The sequence below is a fragment of the Desulfobacter hydrogenophilus genome, from assembly GCF_004319545.1.
Taxonomy (GTDB): Bacteria; Desulfobacterota; Desulfobacteria; order Desulfobacterales; family Desulfobacteraceae; genus Desulfobacter; species Desulfobacter hydrogenophilus.
The window spans coordinates 4140678-4160602 of the sequence record NZ_CP036313.1; the positions used below are offsets into that span (position 1 = coordinate 4140678).

General features: G+C 47.0%; 13 protein-coding genes and 1 pseudogene. 4 read left to right on the top strand and 10 right to left on the bottom strand.

Translation table 11 applies throughout. From position 1 onward, the window contains the following. Positions 1–2 precede the first annotated feature (2 nt). From EYB58_RS18415 to EYB58_RS18435, 5 genes are all read right to left on the bottom strand, one after another. Positions 3–866 carry a hypothetical protein gene (locus tag EYB58_RS18415; RefSeq protein ID WP_111958696.1) on the bottom strand — a complete coding sequence of 288 codons (864 nt, stop codon included), beginning with the start codon at positions 864–866 and terminating at the stop codon, positions 3–5. Between the two features lie 3 nt (positions 867–869). Next, a complete protein-coding gene (locus EYB58_RS18420) occupies positions 870–2435 on the bottom strand; it encodes a hypothetical protein (RefSeq protein WP_111958694.1) in 1566 nt (521 codons plus the stop codon). Between the two features lie 47 nt (positions 2436–2482). Further along, positions 2483–6829 carry a DUF6603 domain-containing protein gene (locus EYB58_RS18425; RefSeq protein ID WP_111958692.1) on the bottom strand — a complete coding sequence of 1449 codons (4347 nt, stop codon included), beginning with the start codon at positions 6827–6829 and terminating at the stop codon, positions 2483–2485. A gap of 23 nt (positions 6830–6852) precedes the next feature. Beyond that, positions 6853–8328 carry a hypothetical protein gene (locus EYB58_RS18430; RefSeq protein ID WP_131072107.1) on the bottom strand — a complete coding sequence of 492 codons (1476 nt, stop codon included), beginning with the start codon at positions 8326–8328 and terminating at the stop codon, positions 6853–6855. Between the two features lie 733 nt (positions 8329–9061). Further along, positions 9062–11098 carry a Tn3 family transposase gene (locus tag EYB58_RS18435; protein ID WP_131072108.1) on the bottom strand — a complete coding sequence of 679 codons (2037 nt, stop codon included), beginning with the start codon at positions 11096–11098 and terminating at the stop codon, positions 9062–9064. A 175-nt stretch (positions 11099–11273) separates the two neighbouring features. Here EYB58_RS18435 and tnpA point away from each other — a divergent pair, with 175 nt between their 5' ends. After that, complete coding sequence (gene tnpA, locus EYB58_RS18440; protein WP_111958684.1) at positions 11274–11714, top strand: IS200/IS605 family transposase; 441 nt, start codon at positions 11274–11276, stop codon at positions 11712–11714. Here tnpA and EYB58_RS18445 read toward each other — a convergent pair. From EYB58_RS18445 to EYB58_RS24860, 5 genes and pseudogenes are all read right to left on the bottom strand, one after another. Beyond that, positions 11657–12316 carry a hypothetical protein gene (locus EYB58_RS18445; protein WP_131072109.1) on the bottom strand — a complete coding sequence of 220 codons (660 nt, stop codon included), beginning with the start codon at positions 12314–12316 and terminating at the stop codon, positions 11657–11659. The two genes, tnpA and EYB58_RS18445, sit on opposite strands and share 58 nt — an antisense overlap. A gap of 289 nt (positions 12317–12605) precedes the next feature. Continuing rightward, on the bottom strand, positions 12606–13556 hold the full coding sequence (locus tag EYB58_RS18450) for a tyrosine-type recombinase/integrase (RefSeq protein ID WP_242637431.1): 951 nt from the start codon (positions 13554–13556) through the stop codon (positions 12606–12608). A 441-nt stretch (positions 13557–13997) separates the two neighbouring features. Beyond that, a pseudogene (locus tag EYB58_RS18455) lies at positions 13998–15142 on the bottom strand (IS3 family transposase). A 169-nt stretch (positions 15143–15311) separates the two neighbouring features. Next, positions 15312–17429, bottom strand: coding sequence for a GmrSD restriction endonuclease domain-containing protein (locus EYB58_RS18460; RefSeq protein ID WP_111958680.1), 2118 nt, complete (start codon positions 17427–17429; stop codon positions 15312–15314). After that, positions 17426–17521 carry a helix-turn-helix domain-containing protein gene (locus tag EYB58_RS24860; RefSeq protein WP_111958678.1) on the bottom strand — a complete coding sequence of 32 codons (96 nt, stop codon included), beginning with the start codon at positions 17519–17521 and terminating at the stop codon, positions 17426–17428. The genes EYB58_RS18460 and EYB58_RS24860 overlap by 4 nt, the downstream gene beginning before the upstream one ends. A gap of 244 nt (positions 17522–17765) precedes the next feature. Here EYB58_RS24860 and EYB58_RS18470 point away from each other — a divergent pair, with 244 nt between their 5' ends. The 3 genes from EYB58_RS18470 to EYB58_RS18475 are packed head-to-tail and all read left to right on the top strand — an operon-like array spanning position 17766 to position 19716. Next, a complete protein-coding gene (locus EYB58_RS18470; RefSeq protein WP_207309081.1) occupies positions 17766–18521 on the top strand; it encodes a tyrosine-type recombinase/integrase in 756 nt (251 codons plus the stop codon). Then, positions 18470–18670 (top strand): tyrosine-type recombinase/integrase, encoded by a 201-nt coding sequence (locus EYB58_RS24865; protein ID WP_207309180.1) that lies wholly within the window; start codon positions 18470–18472, stop codon positions 18668–18670. The genes EYB58_RS18470 and EYB58_RS24865 overlap by 52 nt, the downstream gene beginning before the upstream one ends. 2 nt (positions 18671–18672) lie before the next feature. Then, a complete protein-coding gene (locus EYB58_RS18475) occupies positions 18673–19716 on the top strand; it encodes an IS91 family transposase (protein ID WP_131072110.1) in 1044 nt (347 codons plus the stop codon). Positions 19717–19925: the final 209 nt, after the last annotated feature.

Genomic DNA, 19925 nt, shown 5'->3' on the forward strand with positions numbered 1-19925 from the left:
TTTTATTGGCTTCCATTGCTCTGGAACTCGACTTCCTGTGTTCCTTCAACCATCTCAAGTGCGAACTCGGCCGATGTAAACGGTAGCTTTGAGCCGTCTGGGGCATTGTTCGCCTGGTTGGCGTAAAGTGTGGTGGCGGTATTGGCGGCAAGTTGGTTGAGCTTAAGAGTTCTGTTGCCTTTATCCCGGAAAGTAGGGGGCACGGGTTCAACCGCCATCTGATCACCGGGTTTGGTTCCGGCCGGGGCGTCGGCCGGCACCGTGACGTAACGGAGATTTTTTTCTCCGTTGATGTCGATTCCGAAGTGCAGTCCCACGGCAGGTTCTCGCAGTAGTAGGTGATCTATCTTTCCTTCCACGAGATAGAGCAGCAGGGAGGGAGAGATATGTTCCATCCGAAGTACATTGGTCAGCTCCGTGCCGTCCTGGCCATAGGCCACGACTTCCAGCTTGGGCCAGCCTGAGACGACCTGTGAACGCAGGAGGAAGCCTGTTACCTGGGTCGGGGCTGAGATATTCCCGGTCGCCCCGGTCATTCCGCAGGCAGCATGCAGTTTTGCCGTCAGCAGGGCGGCGTGCCGGGCTTCGGTTTCGTTAGCATGGCCAATGCTGCAGGCACCTTCGAGAAGAGCATCTATCCAGTTGAAGTCGACCTGGAAAAAACGGATCGACTCGTTGGGGAGCATCTTTTCATTCGGTACCAGGTAATTGAACGGGACACCATACAGGCGCTTCAGGCGATTGAGCCATGCCGTCAACTGTTCGGTCGGTTCCGTGTCGGCCAGGGCCTTGGCCAGCCTGGCCGGATCCGAGATGAACTGCAGGTAATGTGTATGCTTGGATTTTTTTTGGCTTAATCGCGGCACGACCTAGTCTCCTTCCCGGAATGTATTTCCCTGTGGTGTGTTGAACGCTGTAGGGGTTATATCAGGCATCATCTCGGCCGGTGGGGACTGCCGGCCTGTCGGAGGATCATTGTCTTCCGGTGGTTCCTTTATCAAATACGGCTTGAGCCTGGTTTTGATGAATTTCGCCACGGCGTGATGCATAACCAACGGGTCATCTCTATGCGCCTTTGCCGTAAGCCCCAGTGTCTCCCCTACTCCCTGTTCGAGCAGTTGCCGTTCGAATTCCATCACCGTGGCAAGGGTGCAGGAGCGTTTCCAGTTGTACAGGGCGACGGAGAAGCCTTTGTCCTGAAGGGCAAGCAGCCGGCCTATCTGCCAGGCCGAGGCATAGGAAATATCCATCATGCCGGTTTCCGGGTTATACCTGACCGCCTCATCGGCCGTCTGAATCGGCATGTCCGTGGGATCACCATTCGGCACCGGCACGAAAATGGTCGGTGGCACCTCAAATGGAACAAAGGGTCCGCGGTACCAGGAGACCGTCTTGCAGCCCTGACGCGTATGGTGGTTCATTGCCGTATAGCCCATTTTTAGGCCATTGGCGACGTAGCTGTCGGCCTCGGTGTCACTTGGGTTGGGATTATTTATGGCGAATACCCTGAGACCGTCTTCCTTGTCCAGATCCATCAGCAACCCGGTAAAAGTCTCTTTCGGGTCCACCGAGGTGTAGCTCCAGCTTTTCAGTGAGACCAGCCTTACCATTTCCGCAGCGCTTCCGTCGGCAAGCTTGATGTCGGCCGGTGTGTAATCGTCTCCGCTCGGGAGGTAGGGAGCCATGTTTTCCAACGAAACGAGGTGAACCGTACACTTGGTATTTGGCTCGGGAAGGCGGTTGCCGACCACCACAGCGCTCTCCACGGAGATGTCGTCAGTCTCCGCCATGCCCATCCTGGCAGGCTGTTCCGGGGTGACGCTTCTGGCGTGCGTGAGCCAGGGAAGGTCGACAAGCCCCGGTACGATATTGTTGAAGAGGGATACCGGAATATCGATGGCCATGCAGGGGTCATACATCAGTTCGCTGTATTCCAGGCTGATATCCAGGTAGGATACGGCCGTACCCGGCAGTGTACTGTCCTGGTTTGCACCACCTTCTTCGTGGGGGAAGGGAGACCTTTGCAGGTCTCCGACCATGATATTTTGGATTTCAGGGATCGGGTCATTTTCATCGAAGAGCAGGAGTGCAAGCCATGAGCTGTCAGCCTGGTCATGCGCTGTACGTTCCCAGGGCAGTGTTTTGCGGCTGAAGACGATATGCGGCAGGACATTTTCATACTCACCCTGGCTGTTGGAGGGCGGAAAGACACTTTCTATCTCTGTCGAGTCGATGGAGAAACGCTCACCACGTACCTGGAACCGTTTTGTATTCGTATAGGCTTCATTGATGGCAGCGGCTGGTGACGGCGCGGCATTCTTGTTCTGCAGTTTCTGCTCGACGGTAATGACGTACTCTCCATCAAGCAGCGGTGGCTGATGGTTATTGATAAAAGTTATCTTCCCTTTCTCAAGTGGCGGGTTTGCATTGCCCATGATGTATCCTTTTCTTGTTGTTCCTTCGGTCTTTGCTCGAAATGCCATCAGGCAGCGCGCTCTTCTCCCAGGTAACTCAGTACCGGTGGCCCCCAGAGCACCGTATCGGCCGATTCGGCGAGTGCATCCACATCAACCGTGGTGTCGAGGTCCAGTCCACAGGCATTCAGCGCATTTAGAATATTGCTACGCGTGTCGCTAGCTGCCTTGAGTGAGTTTTGGAAGGTTTGCATGGATTTGCTCTGATCAAAGCTGTCTGTCGTCGGTATGATCGGGCTCATCCATTTGAACTTGATCGTACCTTCACATTCCTGCTGCAGAATCGATAAGGCTATCGGTAATGGTGTGTGATCCGGCTCCTTTGGTTTCATCTTGATCGAGTAGCCGACCACCAGGTTTTCTATCTTGGCGGGTGTCTTGTTAACGTCGTTGATGCTCGGATTGATGATTAGCTTGCCGCCCCAGGTGCCGCTCGGCAGGTTGGATGTTACCGGCACAATCGTGGCGTGATCCGCCAGGTTAAAGCTTGTGTCGGCTGCGCCATCAACTATCCGGTTGACGGTGATGGTGTGATCGGATGCAAAGTCCTCAATGCCAATACCCACCGGGCCCACACCAAAATCCGAGCTACCCACGTGTAGATTGCTTTGTTTGTCACCGGCTGAAATCAGTTTGGCGGTTTTGGTGGGCAGGGCAGTCATGGTCACCAGTTCCAGCGTCTCGGCATTCACTACCCAGTCGGGGTCATTCGGTGAGGCTTTGGAGGTGCTCAGGTCCTTTACCAGGCCCGCCGAGACGGAGGACAGGCAGTAGCTGTCCGTCTCGATAGCTGAGTTGGTATCCAAATCAAGCAGGGTATTGGTCGCTTGGTTTACCGGCAGGAAGGAAGTCTTGAAATCACTCCATGAGATTGCCTTGGCCGAGGGTTTTGATGTGTTGCCTATGTTGACCGTAAAGGAGATTATGGTGAGATCCACATAGATCTTGCCACCGAACGATGGCCCCCAGAGCGACAAGTCCACACCGAGATGGACCGATATCGTCTTACTGGTGAAGAGGAGATCGAGTTTATAGGAGACACCGATACTAAGCCCGATGCCTGCCTCGTAATGAAAGGGCTTCCACGGCAACAGGAAATCGGCATGTGCGGTAAACCAGGCCTTGAGGTCACCGCTGTGCCAGGCCGCCTCCAGCATTCCTCCGGCCATCAAGGCCGATGGCGTCATGGCGAAGTAGATACCACCCTTGATCGTGGTATGGCTGTCTACCTGCCAGTTGAGCCCGAGCAGTGGTTCGGTCGGGAAGTATTTTGGTTTCTTGTAGGCCGGGTTGTAGCCACCGAGTGTGACCACGAAATCACCGGCATGATAGCTGTCGGCATCCCCATCCGGGTTGTCCTTAAACCACATAAAGAAGGCGAAGCCCCCGGTAAGGTGGCAGTCGCAGGTCAGGATATATGAGGCCGGTGTCAGTTTGGCCGAGACCTCCAGGATGCCGGTATACGGGGAGAAGGTGACCTTGAGGGCCATCTCTACATAGCCTATGGGGGGCACGCCTTCACCGACATTGGGTGGCAGACTTGCGTTGGTCAGGCCCAGCAGCGCGAGCTTGAAGTCGGTCCCTATGGCGACCGTGACCAGGGCAAATGAGTTCAATACCTTGAAGGATGAAAATTTGATACCCGCCGCTATCCAGTATTCACCAACCTTTGGCGGGATGTCGGCCGCCAGAGATCCCAGCACCTGATCGATCTGCTCGGCAATATTACCGGAGGGGTTCATGCCGGGTGTGTTGGTTCCCATGGCCCACTCGACCAGTGGAAAGGAGGCGACGCCGTCAATATCCGGAATCATAAGATCGCGGTTAAAGCCCACACCGCCGGCCAGCCCGTCCAGGAAGAAGTAGGGATAGCCGAACAGGGGGCGGTCGATCGCCAGGTACATGAAGAAGGACGGGTTATAACCCTTCTGGGCATAGCCGCCCAGTGCACCCACGGTCATCGAAGGCATTTCGACCATCAGTGCGCCATCAAAATTAAGCGGGGCAATCGAGCCATAGAGTCCACCACTGATTGCCAGTGGGCCCTCGGCCACCGTGATGGTTAGGCCATCCAGGGTGGCCGCCGGGTCAAATTTGTTGATTTTCGAACCGATGCCGACACCGAGAAGCCCGATGGTCAGCACCTGTGCGGTGAGCGTGATGTCACCGACGGCAAATAACCTGGTGTCCTTATACTCCAGGCCTATTTTTTGTATGCCGACGGGGCCAAACTGCTTCTGCACATTCATCCACAAGGTCACGGGCGGGGTTGATGAAGATGCGGGTGCAGTGACCGGAAGCATGTTTGTTTCGGCTTCGATTATTTCCTGCTCAGAAGATCCGCCGGTGGGTATGGTGAGTGAGAGTGTCTTGTTCTTATCACCCAACTGCAGATTGGTTGAGATGAGCACACCTTCAGCCAGGCCATCTTTGGGAAGCTTGATCAGCCCTGTTGGGAGAAGCGGATTCACCAGCGCCACCTGATCCTTGTCAAAGCCTGGATTCGAGTATGCAAACTGCAGTTCGTTGAACTCGACCGTGGCGTCTTTGGGCAGCTTGTCCCCAATCAGTGGCAGGCTGGTCAGGCCGATGGAAGCGCCCAGCTCGACGCCAAACAGGAAGTGTTTTACTTTTTTCTTTGTTTCCTTATCTTCCTCTTCAAGGAAGGCAAACTTGACGGCCTTGAGACCAATGGAGATATCTTCAGGGATGGGGCTGGCAAGCTCTTTTGAGACCCCGGCAATCAGATCCTTGAGCCTGACCTCGGAATCCTTTCCCGTATGTTGATAGTCGGCAATAAATATATCAATGCCGCCACTTTGGGTATTGAATTTAATGTCAAATTCCAGGTTGGCGAATTTGACCGAGCCGGCGAAGGTTGCACTGTAACCCGCGTTGCCGACAATGGTGCTTTCCAGCCGTTCGTCACCGTTCTTGGTGTGGGTGATGTCGATACTGAAAGTGACTTCCACCGGCTTTTTGTAAATCGTAAAGTAACCGGTGCAGTTAAAGGTAAAGTCTCCGCTTGATGTATTGTATTGCGTTGAGAGGGTTCTGATTTTCAAGCTGCTTATCGGCTTGGGAACCTCCGTTATGCCAAATACGTTTCCCCAATAGGTTATGATTGAACCGATAGGGATGTTCTCGGCATCCCCGCAGAGCGTTAAACCACCGCCTTCACCATCATATTTTGCTTCGAGGAAAAGTGTGGTTTTGTCGTCAATGACGATGGTTCCATAGAAGTTACCGTCAATATTTGTGACGGCTTCGCCGCTTGGCTTGGCGACCGACACCTTGGCGGTAAGGTCATTTAGTTTCAAAGTGCAGCCGGCATATAGTTGAGCCTGCATGTCAAAGCTGTAGGTGTTGGACGATAGGTAAACCATGACGCCAAGCCGATTGATGACCACCTCGGGAAAGCCGGATGGCAGCGTGACATTGAAGTGCTTGAACAGATCCGATATGTTGACGCTCTTACCTTCCTGCAGCCGCCCCCATACAATCAAGTCATCAGGCGCAAAATGGGCACCGATATCGACCGGTACCGTTTCAATATAAAACTGGGCCTCCAGCTCTACGTAGCTATTCGTTGACTCCAGAAAGTCGACCATGAATTTCAGTTGCACGCCACCGCGCTGGACATAGATGACGTCAAGAACTGACCAAGGCTCCGAATACTCGATAATAAGATAGGTGTAGCTCAGCTTACCCGCCGATGGATTGAAGGCGAGCTCAAAATCGCTCATGCCGAATTTGGCAAGCGTGTTGAGTGGTGGCGGCAGGTAGTCTGACAGATTCATCCCACATGCAAGCGCGGAAAAGGCATCAACACTTAGCGGCTGTTTGTCGACAGTCCCGGTAATCGACCAATCGATATCGTTATAGGCCGGTATGTCCAGCTGCATGGGAAGGCTAAGGGGATGGTCCGATCCCACCACCAGGTCACCACCGACAAAGGCCGAATAAACCTCTGTCTCGGGGTCAGCTTGAAAACCGACTGTCATACCGGAAATCACGAAGTCAGGCAGGAGGTTCCACTTGGTGCCCGAGGGGGGAGTAGCGTTCATGCTCATGATGAAAGGCCCCGAAACCGTGTCCGGGATCTTGGGCGAAAACTCCAGACTGGCCGTCATGGAGGCAATGCCGAATAAGGTCGCATTTCCGACCACTGTGATGGTATGGGTAGCGTCATCCACGGAACTGCTTGTTACCGTGAGCGTGAAGGTAAGTGACAAGCCGCTAAGGCTATCCAGCATGTCTGGAACGATGTCTTTCGGCCCCACGGTAAACACGTCACCTGCCTTCAGTCCCGTGACAAGGTTTAAGAGTTCGGTATAGGTGGTCGTTTTTGCCATTGTTCTGCCTCCTCGTGAATCGTCTAAACCAGCGTCTTCGGAAATACGTGAAACGGGCAGTTGGCTACTCCGCAGGGAGGCGGAATGACGTTATTGCACATCAGAATATTTCCCCTCTGTCTCGGATTCTCGCCTGAATTGGGGCGGTTCTCAGCCGTGGCCGGCTCATCAAGTGCCCCCCTCGGTCCCCAGCCTCTGGCATGGTATGCATTTATCGCGGCAGCTCGTGGGTGGCCGTAGCAGTGAACCCCGTTCGGCCTGATGCCGTATGAATAGGCAATCTTGCCTATGATGGCATTGGGGGCGGCGGGTATTTGAGCGGCAATGATGTTGGTATCAGAACCATGGTGTGTGGCCGTTATCCAGCGAAGTCCTGCGATGGCTCCTACGCCGGGAATGCACTGGAAAGCGGCATCGCCTGGAAGCAAGGCACGTCTGTTGTTTATGTTGTCGACGTTAACAACCACGGCCAGCCCTGTATTGTTGAAGCCTACCGCCGGCGCCAAGGCAACACATTGGATGACGTGTACATTGCCGCCCAGCACGCCTGGAAGAGGGCCAGGCATGACATGGCGGTTCATCGGTGCGATACCACTGAAAACATTATTGGCAAAACCGCCAAATGCCTGGTTGGGAACCACCCAGTGTCGATTTCTTAGTGCTGCGGCATTGTTGGAGAAATGGGCCATGGTGTAATGATCCCAGTGCCAGTGTGTCAGTATTACTGGCGGATTGTTTGCCAGGCAGGGACCAGGATTACAAATGCCGACGAAGCCGGTAACCGGGTTGGCGGGTGGCATACTATTGAAATTGGCAAACATCGGAAGGCCGACATCGACATAGAACTGGGGCACGCCGTTATCGTTGTATACCAGATTGCAACCGCCTGCGCCTACATCCATCACGCCGATTTCATCACATTGCATATGTGCAAGCATATTCATTATTGCCTTCACAGATATCTTGCCCCTGGCCCTGAACCTTCTGCTGAGCTTTCTGGATTTCTTGATGCCAAGAAATTTTCCGCACGCCTTGGTTTTGTAAGGTGATGAGGAACTTTTTCTTAAACGAAGCCGTAGGGCAGGATTCCCCTTGCCGAGCGTGATCATGTACCAATCACCCTCCTTGATGTCGTCGACATCCCTAGACAGGTTCTTGGCAATGTCGTCAGGAGATGCATCCTCGAAGACGAGGAGGGTGGCGGGTGATGCAGGCGGTTGAGATCTGACCGTACTCTTCAACCCCAATACAGCGACATCCATCCATTCCTTGGGAACCAGCTCAAACTGGACAGACCACTGCGCCTGGTAACTGACATCCTCTATCTTGGTAAGAAACCCGTAATACTGCTCGGTAGGAGAGTCTTCGTTATCGTATTTCTTGCCGAGGGCCGCTATTGACTGAAATGACGAGAATAGTTTATCCGGTATGCTTTGTGAGGCCATGTATCCATTCCCTGAAAGTGAACTGACTGTTTCCGTTGAGATTCGAAAACCCAAAACCGCGGAGGCTGCCGGCGCTGAGCAAGGCCCCGATGCCCTCCGAATAGTCGCCATCGCAATGGCTGACCACGATATGGTCTACCTCACCGATGCCGAGATTGGCGAGATAGTCATTGTGGTGCACTAATCGCGGTGCTGGACGAAGTCAGCACCGCGATTCACGGCGGCTCCGCCGCCGTGAACAAGTAATTAGGTTTCCTTTAGACTTATTCCAGAGCACGCTAAAAATCCTGGTTCTGACATCATCATCAAACTTTCGACGCTTACAATGGTTCACTCATCGCTCATCTTCTTAGTCCACACCTACCACTTCATAGTGACTTTTCCCTCAACGCTCACGACCGAGACTTTTGATCTAAGCCGCTTGAGGCGATTTGATATCACTTCCTAAAAAAGCGAAATCGAAGGGCCTTCCTTCTTCTCTCTTATAGTTACGAACAAACATTCGTTTGTTCTCGTGGCACAATTAGCGTATATTTACACGCGAATGTTCGTGGTACCCTTAAATCGTCGAATTTAGTCAAATTGTCATTTACAAATAGGGTATGTGATTCAGCTCTGCTCCAAACTAATATAGAAAAGTAAGTCTTGAGTATATTTATCTAAGCAACACAACCGAGTCAGCTTAATTCAATTATGTATACGATACCAAAATAAGCCTTGTCAATAAAAATATGAACAATCTGGGGTCTGGGGAGGATTCGTGCAAAATCCCGTCATTTAATTCAGTTTAGTCTACAAATTCAGGTATATGGATGTCATGTACCAATTCACGCACATCTTCATCAAAATTTAATCGAAAATCACCAAAACGGTTGAAATGGGCTGTCATGTAGGAACTTAAGCCGCCTACTACCTCTTGGTTTATGGGGTAGCCCTCATCCACCAAGTCATTTATAATTTTTGTGAGATTTACCACGTTGTGAAAACTCAAACAGTTCGCCACAAAATGATTGTACTTAATTATCTTTCGTTGTTCATCCCTGTTGTTCTCGGTGATCAGGCCACCTTCACCGAACAATATCCAATTGGCGAATTTATTAAAAGATTCACTCTTGCATGTCGCGGCCTGGATAATTTCTCGTAACTCCTTATCATTCAAGTAATCAAGCAAAAATGCTGTCCGAACGACTCTGCCCAATTCTCTGAATGCCTTGTATAGTTTGTTTTTACGGCTGTAGGTTCCCAATCTTCTAAGAATCGATGAGGCTGAAATTCTTCCCGCTTTGATAGATAATGCCACTCTTAACATATCTGGCAAATATTTTTCAATCAGGTCCCAATCGATTCTATCTGAAAAAAGATCTTCAATATGCTTATAAATCGTCTCTTTCCGGGACTTATAAAAAGTGAGATGTTTCCAATTCCGGATTCTCGGCATCATTTTAATCCCCAAAAGATATGACAAGCCAAAAACAGTTTCACTTTGTGCATGGGTATCCCCGTGAATTGTATCCGGCTGAATATCTGATTCATTTTCCAATAGCCCATCTAAAATATGGATGGCTTCATGGACACCGCATGGAATAAATCGGCTAAATAAAGTAATGTATTGGTCACTTACATGATAATATCCGATTCCCCCATACCCACCGTACCTGATATGGTGCTCCGCAAACAAATTTGCTTCATATAAATCCCATAGCTTGCCATCGACTGATGCGCTTTTTCCAGATCCCCAAATCTTAGGCAGGTCGAATTTATCGTAAGCGTTGATTACCTTAACAATCGCATCGTTAAGCTTTTCCTCGGTAATGTGACGCTGATTAACCCATGCAATTTGGTAACGAGAGAAATCTTTGATCGATCTTGATGTCTGAGTCACACCCAGATTACAGCCGTAACAAAACATGGCAACGATATAGTTTTTAAACGGTTCTTTCAACTTAGATTCGAAGCCGGAAATAGGTCCCAAGCATTTGTCCCAATTCAGCCACTTCCTTGTGTCATTTAAAACATCTAAAATCGTGACCGGTTCTAAACGCTCTGCAATTATTGATTCCAATCTTTTCAAACCTTGGATGGTCGAGGCTTTAGGCGATTTTTTTAGCATCGGCTTTCCGTTTTCGATTTTTAAATACTCATTTTTCGGAAACGAGCTGTCAACTTTCTGCGCAATACCCTCAAACCATGATCGAACATGGTAAATAAATGCCTTTCTTTCAATCGGTAAGCCAATCTGTTGGCCAAATTGATCAATCATTTTATAAAAATCGGGCCAACTAAGAAGCTGAGCTCGATAATCAGAAAATTGGTCGCTTCCTTCAATGCAGGTGTCCCCAGATTTCAATCCAAGCATAAGTTGATAAAATATGCATAGCTCAAAATATTGCCGGTTAACCTTTGCGGGTTTCTCATTTTTCAGAACTTGGCCAAAAGCAGCTTTCTGCCAGCGTTCTGGCACCCAAGATAAATTCGGTATGGCTACATCCTCGCTGATCTCAATAACGGCCTTTTTGCTTGTTCTGTGGTCCTTTATGAAGTCAATGGCTTCAATCAAGGATTTATCTTGGTTTGATGAAATCAGTTTAACTGAATTGATTATATCAAACAGAGCAACACGATTAGATGCATGAAACCTCCAGAGAAACGGGAAATAGTTTTTACCGGCATATATAGCATGCTCCTCGCAGTCCTTTATCAGCTTGTCTTTTCTATCTCCGATAATGGAATTAATCGCAATATCACGATCTTTTTCATTTTCGTATTCATTATGCGCAATCAAAATTTGATGTAACGTATCAACCAGCTTGTCTGTTCGATCCACGTTTTTTTTAATCCGTTTATCCAGGGCGTCTCGACCTTTTCCATGGACCTTATTAATTAATTGAAAGTAAACCCCCGGCTTTGCCGGGGGACCCACAAAAGTTTGACTTTTACGGGAAACTCTTTAAAAAGCCTCTCCATAGTGAACCGCCAAAGTTCTAAAAGGAGAGACTTTTATGAAGAGTGTATGTAGTTTAAGCCATAGTAAGTGGGAATGTAAATACCATATAACGTGGATTCCAAAATATCGAAAGAAACAGCTATTCGGGGAACTTCGTCAGTACCTTGGGGTAGTTTTGAGGGATTTGGCAAAAGATAGAGAAAGTGAGATTTTGGAAGGACATTTATTGCCGGACCATGTGCATATCCTTATTGCAATACCGCCAAAGTATTCAGTAGCTCAAGTGGTGGGCTACATCAAAGGTAAAAGTGCTATATCCATAGCACGCAATTATATGGGACGTCGTCGGAATTTCACCGGACAAAAATTTTGGGCAAGAGGGTATCACGTTTCCACAGTGGGACGTGATGAGGAAGTTATTCGAGCCTACATACAAAATCAGGAGAAAGAAGACAGGCGCTTGGAACAATTAGATTTGTTCAGCCAAGTCCGGTAACCGTATGCCGCCTTTGAGGCGGCCAATAATTTACCCGCTTTGAGCGGTTCACATTTTTCAAGCCTCCGGCTTTGCCGGAGGTTGGTGACTTGTTTGATAAACATTTCGCCCAGGTCATCGAGACTGACCGCCTTTTGGACCGTGATGAGTGTAATCGCCAATGCGTATTTCTTGTAAAGCTTGAGGTCTTCCATTTCTGCAGCCTTCATGCTTTTGGCTTCAGATGAAAATTTCTTTATCTTTACATCCGGTATGAGATTTAGAGCATTGAGACCGGTGACATATTGATCAATCCACGTATTATATTCAATCCGCTCTTTCAAATTTTGACGAGTTAAATTTTTAGGCTCGGATTTAACGGCTTGCCAAGGGCTTATTTGCTGATCCTCCTCAACAACAAAAAGCCGATCCAGGTTTTTTTTATCTTTTTTTGTAAGCTTGCGTGTGATTTGCCGGTATAGTTTTTCATTAACATTGGCCCTTCCTTCATACGCAAATCGGCGTAGGGCGCTAAACGCTGGAAATTCATGTTTATGGCGAACCAGCTCCTCGATGGCAATGTTGATGATATCTGCCAAATCCTCTTGGGGGTTTTCACACAAAACCGCCAAATTTCCTCGGACCCTCTTAAAACCCTTGTCAATAGAGCCTTTCAAGGCCAAAATCAATTTTAAAAATCGCTAATACCAATTCTATAAATCATTGAATATTAAGAAGAATTTGGTTTTCAAAAAATCGCATTTTTAGAAAAAAGATGAAATCATAGTATCCATGCCGGTTTTAGTGTAATCCCGTTTCAATTTGGAAACTTTTGTCCCGGAAGTATTGGAGTTTGACAATCAATGGAACGAAAAGTTACGCTGGGTTATACCTTATTATATAGGGGAGCGATCAATACCTCACCGCAAAGCTCGCACTTTCCCGGTACCGGGCCACCCGCTTGTCATACATCTGGGTGGTCTTGATCTGGGCATGGGCAACCGTTTTCTGTACCGCCTCAATGGGGCAATTGTTCTCCAGGGCCTGGGTAATAAAGGTGGCCCGGGCGGCGTGGGGTGTTACCCCGTAAACATCTGCCAACCTGGCATACTTCTTAAACAGATAATCAACGGTTTTCCGGTTCAGCTTTCTGTTTTTATCCGATTTTCCGGGGGCAGGCTTTACCGGCAAAAACAAAAAGCGCTCCTTTTCATCTTCATGGTCGGCAATCCTCAAATATTCCCTGATGGCACTCTGCAGCTCTTGATTAATGGCCAGGCGGTTTCGTTTCCCGCCTTTCACCCAGAAGTCCAGAACATAAAAACCTTGTTCCTGGTAGAAATCTTTGACCGTAAGCGTGCAGACTTCAGAGACCCTGCAGCCGGTGAAGAATAACGTGCTCAAAATTGCCTTGTCTCTCCGCCCCTGCAACTTATCAGTATTCGGCGCATTCAACATCTTCCGGACCTCCTCCGGCGTTAGCACCTTAGCTTCCACCCGGTCGGAATTCACCGGCATCCGCCGAACACCCTGGGCCACATTAATTTTAACGACCTGGTTATCGATCAGGTGATTGAACAGGGATGAAATGGCAGACAGCCGGTTGTTGATCGTCCGGGGACTGTGACCCTCGTTCTGTAAAAATTTCTTAAACGCGATAACATGGCCATGGTGAATATCTCTCAGCTCTTCTGGAGACGAGACTCCGATGAACGCCAAAAAAGAATGAATCGCCTTATCGTACGTTTCAATGGAATTATCAGAATTAAAATTGGCTTTCCACAATAATTCTTCAGGGATCTCTTTGAGCGCGTTCAGGACAGACACTTTTTTTTCAGATCCGACAATCAAATCCTTATCCATTTTTCCATCTGCTCCTTTTTTCCAATTCATCTGCCAAAAACTACAAAACCATAACAAAAATTTTCATCCTACCCTATCACACCCAAAAATCACGGCAATAATTTTGTTAGACATAATGCCTTTTATGTCTAACAAATATCCACCAAGAATCCGGCCACTATTTTTTTTCATGCAACATTATTATATAGGGACGACCTTGAAATGGGAGATGAGAGGACGCGGCCAGAAAATAAAATTGACGAGTCAACGAAAAAGTTTGGTTGTATTGTATAGTGGACCCCAATGTCAAGACAGTTTTCTATCTAATTTAAGCGTCATCTCTTAGGTTTTCTCCAACAGCTAGCGGAAGTGGAAGCCAGGCCCTGAGAATGGGCACTCCAAATCTGCTCGTCGGAAGGGATTGGCTTCCGCTGGAGCGGGTTTTGGGGAAGAGCGTCCGTATCACCCAACCGATTTCAACTGATTCTGACCATAATATGTTTCGGCTGGCGTTTGCCCTTTAAAACTCTGGTGCGGTCGTTCATGGTTATAAAAATTAAAATATTTTTTCAGGGACTTGCGCAGTTGGTCAACGGATTGAAATTCGTTTACGTAAATTTCTTCATACTTCACACTGCGCCATAACCGTTCGATGAAAATATTGTCCAGACACCGGCCTTTCCCATCCATACTAATTTTAATGTCTTTATCTTTCAATACCTTTGTAAACTCATGACTTGTGTATTGAGATCCTTGATCCGTGTTAAAGATATCGGGTGTTCCATGACATCTTAACGCTCTCTCAAGAGCGGATACACAAAATTCACTATCCATGGTGATTGAAAGCTCCCAGGAGAGGACATAACGACTGTGCCAGTCCATGACTGCGGTCAAATAAACGAATCCACCTGCAAGCGGGATATATGTGATGTCTGTACACCACACCTGGTTTGATCTGGTTACATCTAAGTTCCTCAAAAGATATGGATACACTTTATTTTGGGGATGAGCTTTGCTGGTATTCGGCTTAGGTGCAATGGATTGAATTCCCATTTTCCGCATCAATCGCTGAACCCGTTTGCGGTCAATTTTATGTCCTTTGCGTCTGAGTACATTGCGCATCTGGCGGGTGCCATAAAAAGGATGAGCCGTATATTCATTGTCAATCAGTCTCATTAGCTCCAGATTTTTAGGTGTTTCCTGTCCGGTTAGGCCTTCACGGTAATAGCTGGAACGAGGAAGTCCTATCAGCTCACATTGCCTTTGAATACTGAGTTTGGGGTGCTTGGGTTGAATCCGCTGCTTTTTCTCTTCAATACTCATTAAAGGTGTCCGGTGTTTTTTTTTAGCCAATCCAGTTCTACCTGAAGTTGGCCGACCTTTTGATATAGACGGTCACGTTCAATCTCGGTTTCTTTCGTTTGTTTTGCCCGGCTATTGCCAAATACCAATGGAAGGGCTTCTATTGCTTCTTTTTTCCATCTATTTACAAGGCTCGTATGAATACCGAACTCAGAGGCAATTTCATTGACAGTTTGATTTCCTTTTATGGCTGCCAATGCGACCTTACTTTTTAAATCGTTATTGTAATTTTTTCGTTTCAAAATGGACCCCTTTCTGGTTTCTGGACAGTTATATTTTATCTTAACATCTTGTCCAGTTTATGGGGTCCACTATATTGGGTGAAAATAGCTATGTTTTCATGAGGCCATATAATGGATATGTAAAAGGTGGGACACACCCGAAATATCGCATGGGTTAAGTATTATTTTCTTATTAACTCCAATGCTCTTTTTCATAAATACTTTGTTCTTCACGGCTTAATGGCTGAGAAGAACAACCAGAGCGAATAAAAAAATTTTCTTTGTCTTTAAAGCTAACGAAAACAGGCCGACTACTTTGGGACACCGAAATACGACAAATATTTTGTCCGTCATATTCTGGGAAGTTTATTTTTATATGGGAACTGAATTCTTTACCGATATATTTTTTTATAACTTCAACCAGTTGCAGTTCAAATCCATCGATATCACGCTTTTTTAGAGTGCTTATATCATCATTAAGACCCAAAACATTTTGATTGTCATCGATACCAATAAAAAGATTTCCTCCGGTACTATTCAAAAAAGCTGAAATGGTTTTTGCAATCACATACTCCAATGCTTTATTCACTGCTTTTTGGCGCAGATCATAGCGCAGCGTGGATTTGAATTCCACGGATTCACTTTCCCCGCTAAGTATTAGTTCCTCAATCTCCTCATTTGCTGGCTCTGTGTGGGTTAGTTCAATGCGAGATTTTAGATGGGTGAAAATTTTCTCAGCTCGGGCAGTTAGGAACTGTTTATAATCATTGGACTCAATACCATGGCCTTTAATATCAATAAAATGAGAATTGAGAGCCGTATTGATTTCGCTGTTTTGAACTTCAAAATCTCCGATATATACTGAAGGTGCTTTAGCTCCAATTTTTCGTTTGTTGAGATGTTCACTTACCAACGTTATGTTCATCAGGCTGTTACTCTCAAGAGTAGTTTTTCCTTTGAGATATGCTTTTGGGAAAAAGTGGTGATAATTTCTGCTGTTAGCTACCTTAAGCCAAGAATTATCTAAAATCACTTTGCTATTATCTCGAAAATCTTTCGGTTCCTGATAAGCCAATAAACATATAACAGCCTTGCAATAACTATTGCCTGCACTGAAATTGGTGTCGATAAGAGACTGTGGTGAGTCGAGGAAAATTTTGATATCGCTATATTCAGGACGTACACCCGCAAGAATTTTATCTATACGCTTGATATCTTGAGCCAGTCGAGATTCTGCAGAGCTTGAATAACGGAAAGAGAGTGACATTCGCCAGAAGAACTCTTCCAGATATTTGCGCTGCCCCGCTTCTGGTCTATCCTGTTTGTAATAGAAAAAATAGGCAAATGGTACTAATAGAGAGTCATAAGGCAATAGATGCGAGACAGGGATTCTGTATGTGGTCCGGAAATAATCGATACTGTCTTTTAAGGCAGAAATAACCTTGCTCCATGTATCAATAATTTCCTGCTTATTCAGGGATAGGATTGTTTTACGTTTACATTCTTTTGTGCGGCTTAAAACAAGTGACAATATACTTAGAACAACGGCACTGGAGATACTTTCGTATTTAATTTTTTTTAACTCTTTAATAAGAGAGCCCCATTTAGATTGCATATCAAACTGCTGTTTTTCGTCATAGGTTTTTGCCGATATAATTTCAAACAAGGTGAGGGTCTGACCACCAGTATTAATACGGGTAAAAACTTCAATGGCGGATTCGATATCTTCTTTACGCAACAGTACTGTTGAAAAATCGTAGGTGTCAAAGGCACGTGAATAAGCATGTATCTGTTTGAAGTGCTCTTTACTAAAACGGTTTTGAATATCGGTCATCCGGTCCATGAAGTTCAACACATCAGATAAGGAAAGGAAATGATCACCGATGGGCTCAGGGGCAATCACCTGTTCGTCATTCTCTTCGATATCTACATCAAGGTTAACGTAGATATTGTTGTAATCGGTGGTTTTCTTTTCGCCTATTTTTTGGATTTCTGCACCCAGGTAGGCTGCAAAAAGTGACGTAATGCGTTGCTGTCCATCAAGAACATACTGTACTTTGTTGCCGTCCGGTGTCGGCGGTATATTGAGATTTCCTACATTTTTTATGTCATTTATACGTTCATCGGTCTGCCATAAGATAAAGGTTCCGATAGGATAGCCTTTTAGAATGCTGTCGAGCAATTTAGCGGTTTTATCGATACTCCAAACAAAATCACGTTGAAACTTGGGGATTTTGATAATCCCTTTTTGGATTTCCGAGATAAGGTCAGAATATTTTTTAGAGTCAGGTTTGGGTTGTTCAAAGTTCATTTATTATTTCCCCGAATTTTTAGGTACCGATAAAGAGTTGATTGTGATATTCCCAACGTCTTGCAAATATCATCGATTGGTATTGTTGGCACTGGTACCCTTTAATGGGTAGCGTATAAAGTTAAAAATACTGGATAACCTCCGTCTTAACGTACAGAAAACAGCCCAAAACAAGTCTATTTCCAACTGCTATGATTTACAAGAGATGCTGAACCCCTTCTTCTAAAGGTTGTTGAACGAAGCCGCTCGCGCGGCGGAAAACCCCAAAGTTATGTATACTCCTAATTGTGGGATCAAACGGAAGATCCCAAATATCTATAATTAAAGGAGTATACCATGAACACATCCGAAGTAAATCGTTTTAACGAACTCTATGAGCGCCATTTAAAAACCCTTAAACTTCAGGGAAAGGCTCAAAAAACCATTGATGCTTATTCCAGGGCCATCCGACGGGTAAGAGATTACTTTGACTGCTGCCCGGACAAACTCGACCCCGAACAACTTGAAGATTACTTTTCCGATCTGGTTGACTCACATTCATGGAGTACAGTCAAAATTGATCGCCTTGGACTCCAGCATTTCTGGAAATATGTTTTGAAAAAAGAATGGAATTGGTTGAATATTGTCAAGCCGCCTAAGGTTAAAACCATTCCGGACATTTTGACTCCTGGTGAGGTGGAAAAGCTGATCGGTTCGACACGCAAACTGCGTTACCGGGTTTTCCTGCTGACAACTTATTCCATGGGCCTGCGTTTGGGAGAGGCATTGTCCCTACAAGTGAGAGATGTTGATGCAGCACGAAAACTTGTCCATATCCGGAGAGGAAAAGGCCATAAAGACCGGTTAATTCCCCTACCGGACCGCACCCTGATCGGACTGCGGGAACTATGGAAAAGACATCAGCACCCCAAGCTTCTTTTCCCCAATGCCAAAGGCTCACTGGAAACCATCCAAAAGGCAAAGTCCCATATGGACCGGGGTGGTGTTCAAAATGCCATGAAGGTTGTCGTTGCCGAATGCGGCATTAAAAAAAAGTCTCCATACACTCTTTACGACACAGTTTTGCCACCCATCTTCTTGAAAATGGCTTAAGCCTTCGCCACATCCAGGCCCTTCTCGGCCATGCTCGCCCTGAAACAACTGCACGTTACGCACACCTTACTGATGTCACGGAAAAGGACTGCAGGACGACCATCAATGATTTAATTAACACCATTCATGTAGATTTCTGGAAGGTGTAATCATGCGACTTTTTAATATCATTGACGAATATTATGATGCATTTCTGACTCGTTACGGGGATACGGTATTGCCGGAACAGATTAAAGCCTTAAACGCCATACTTAGTTGCCGCACACCAGACGTCGGGCAGATTTATACGGTCTGTCCAGGCTGCAATCATACACAACAGCATCCACTATCCTGCGGAAACCGTAATTGTCCCCATTGTCAGAACCATGAGACAAGCCAATGGATCGACCGGCAGCAAAATAAACAGCTTCCCGTCCAATATTTCATGGTGACTTTTACCTTGCCCTGTCAGTTCAGGGATGTGGCATACCGGAATCAACGGGCAGTTTATTCCCTGATGTTTTCATGTGTATCCAGCACATTGAAAGACTTTGGGCTTAACCCCCGGCACCTTGGGGCTCAAATCGGTATGACCATGGTTCTTCACACTCATAGCAGAAGGCTGGATTTCCACCCGCATATCCACGTAGTTGTTCCAGGTGGCGGTGTTGATCCATCCAGGCGGCAATGGAAAAAGAAAAAAGGCAAGTATTTGTTTAACCAAAAAGCCCTGGCCAAGGTTTTTCGGGCACGTTTTCTGGACGGATTGAACAAAGAACAATTGCCGATTCCCAAAGGTGCCCGTCCCAAATGGGTTGTCGATTGTGCCAGGGGCGGAACCGGCATCTCAGCCCTGAAGTACCTGTCCAGATATTTATACCGGGGAGTGATCAGCGAACGTAATATTATTGCCAACCAGGACGGCCAGGTTACCTTCAGGTATATTGACGGCAAAACCAAGGAGGTGTGTAGTCGAACTCTTAAAGGTGAAGATTTTCTGCACCTGATCCTGCTTCACGTGTTGCCCCGGGGATTTCGTAGGGCAAGGGATTACGGCTTTCTTCACGGAAATGCCAAAAAACTGCTCTTCCTGGTACAGATGATTCTCCACGTCCGGATTATGGCAATAGTGCGTCGGCCAAGGCCTGTTTTTAAATGCCCCCATTGCGGGAAGCCTATGAAAATCCTCGGAATAAAACCTACCGGTGCAGGATAGAATAAACAAAAGGTAGAAACCAAATCTCAATTTAACTGGAGGTGAACAACACTATGAAATAATCCGGTTTTTTTAGAAAGCCCTAAAAAGGGCCACGCTATAGGTGCGTCTTACCTCCGGCGCCCGGAAATCACAATCCTTTCAGATCCTTAATCCTCAAAAAGATATTTTCATATATATGGAAAGCCCGGCTCATTTTGGCCGGGCTT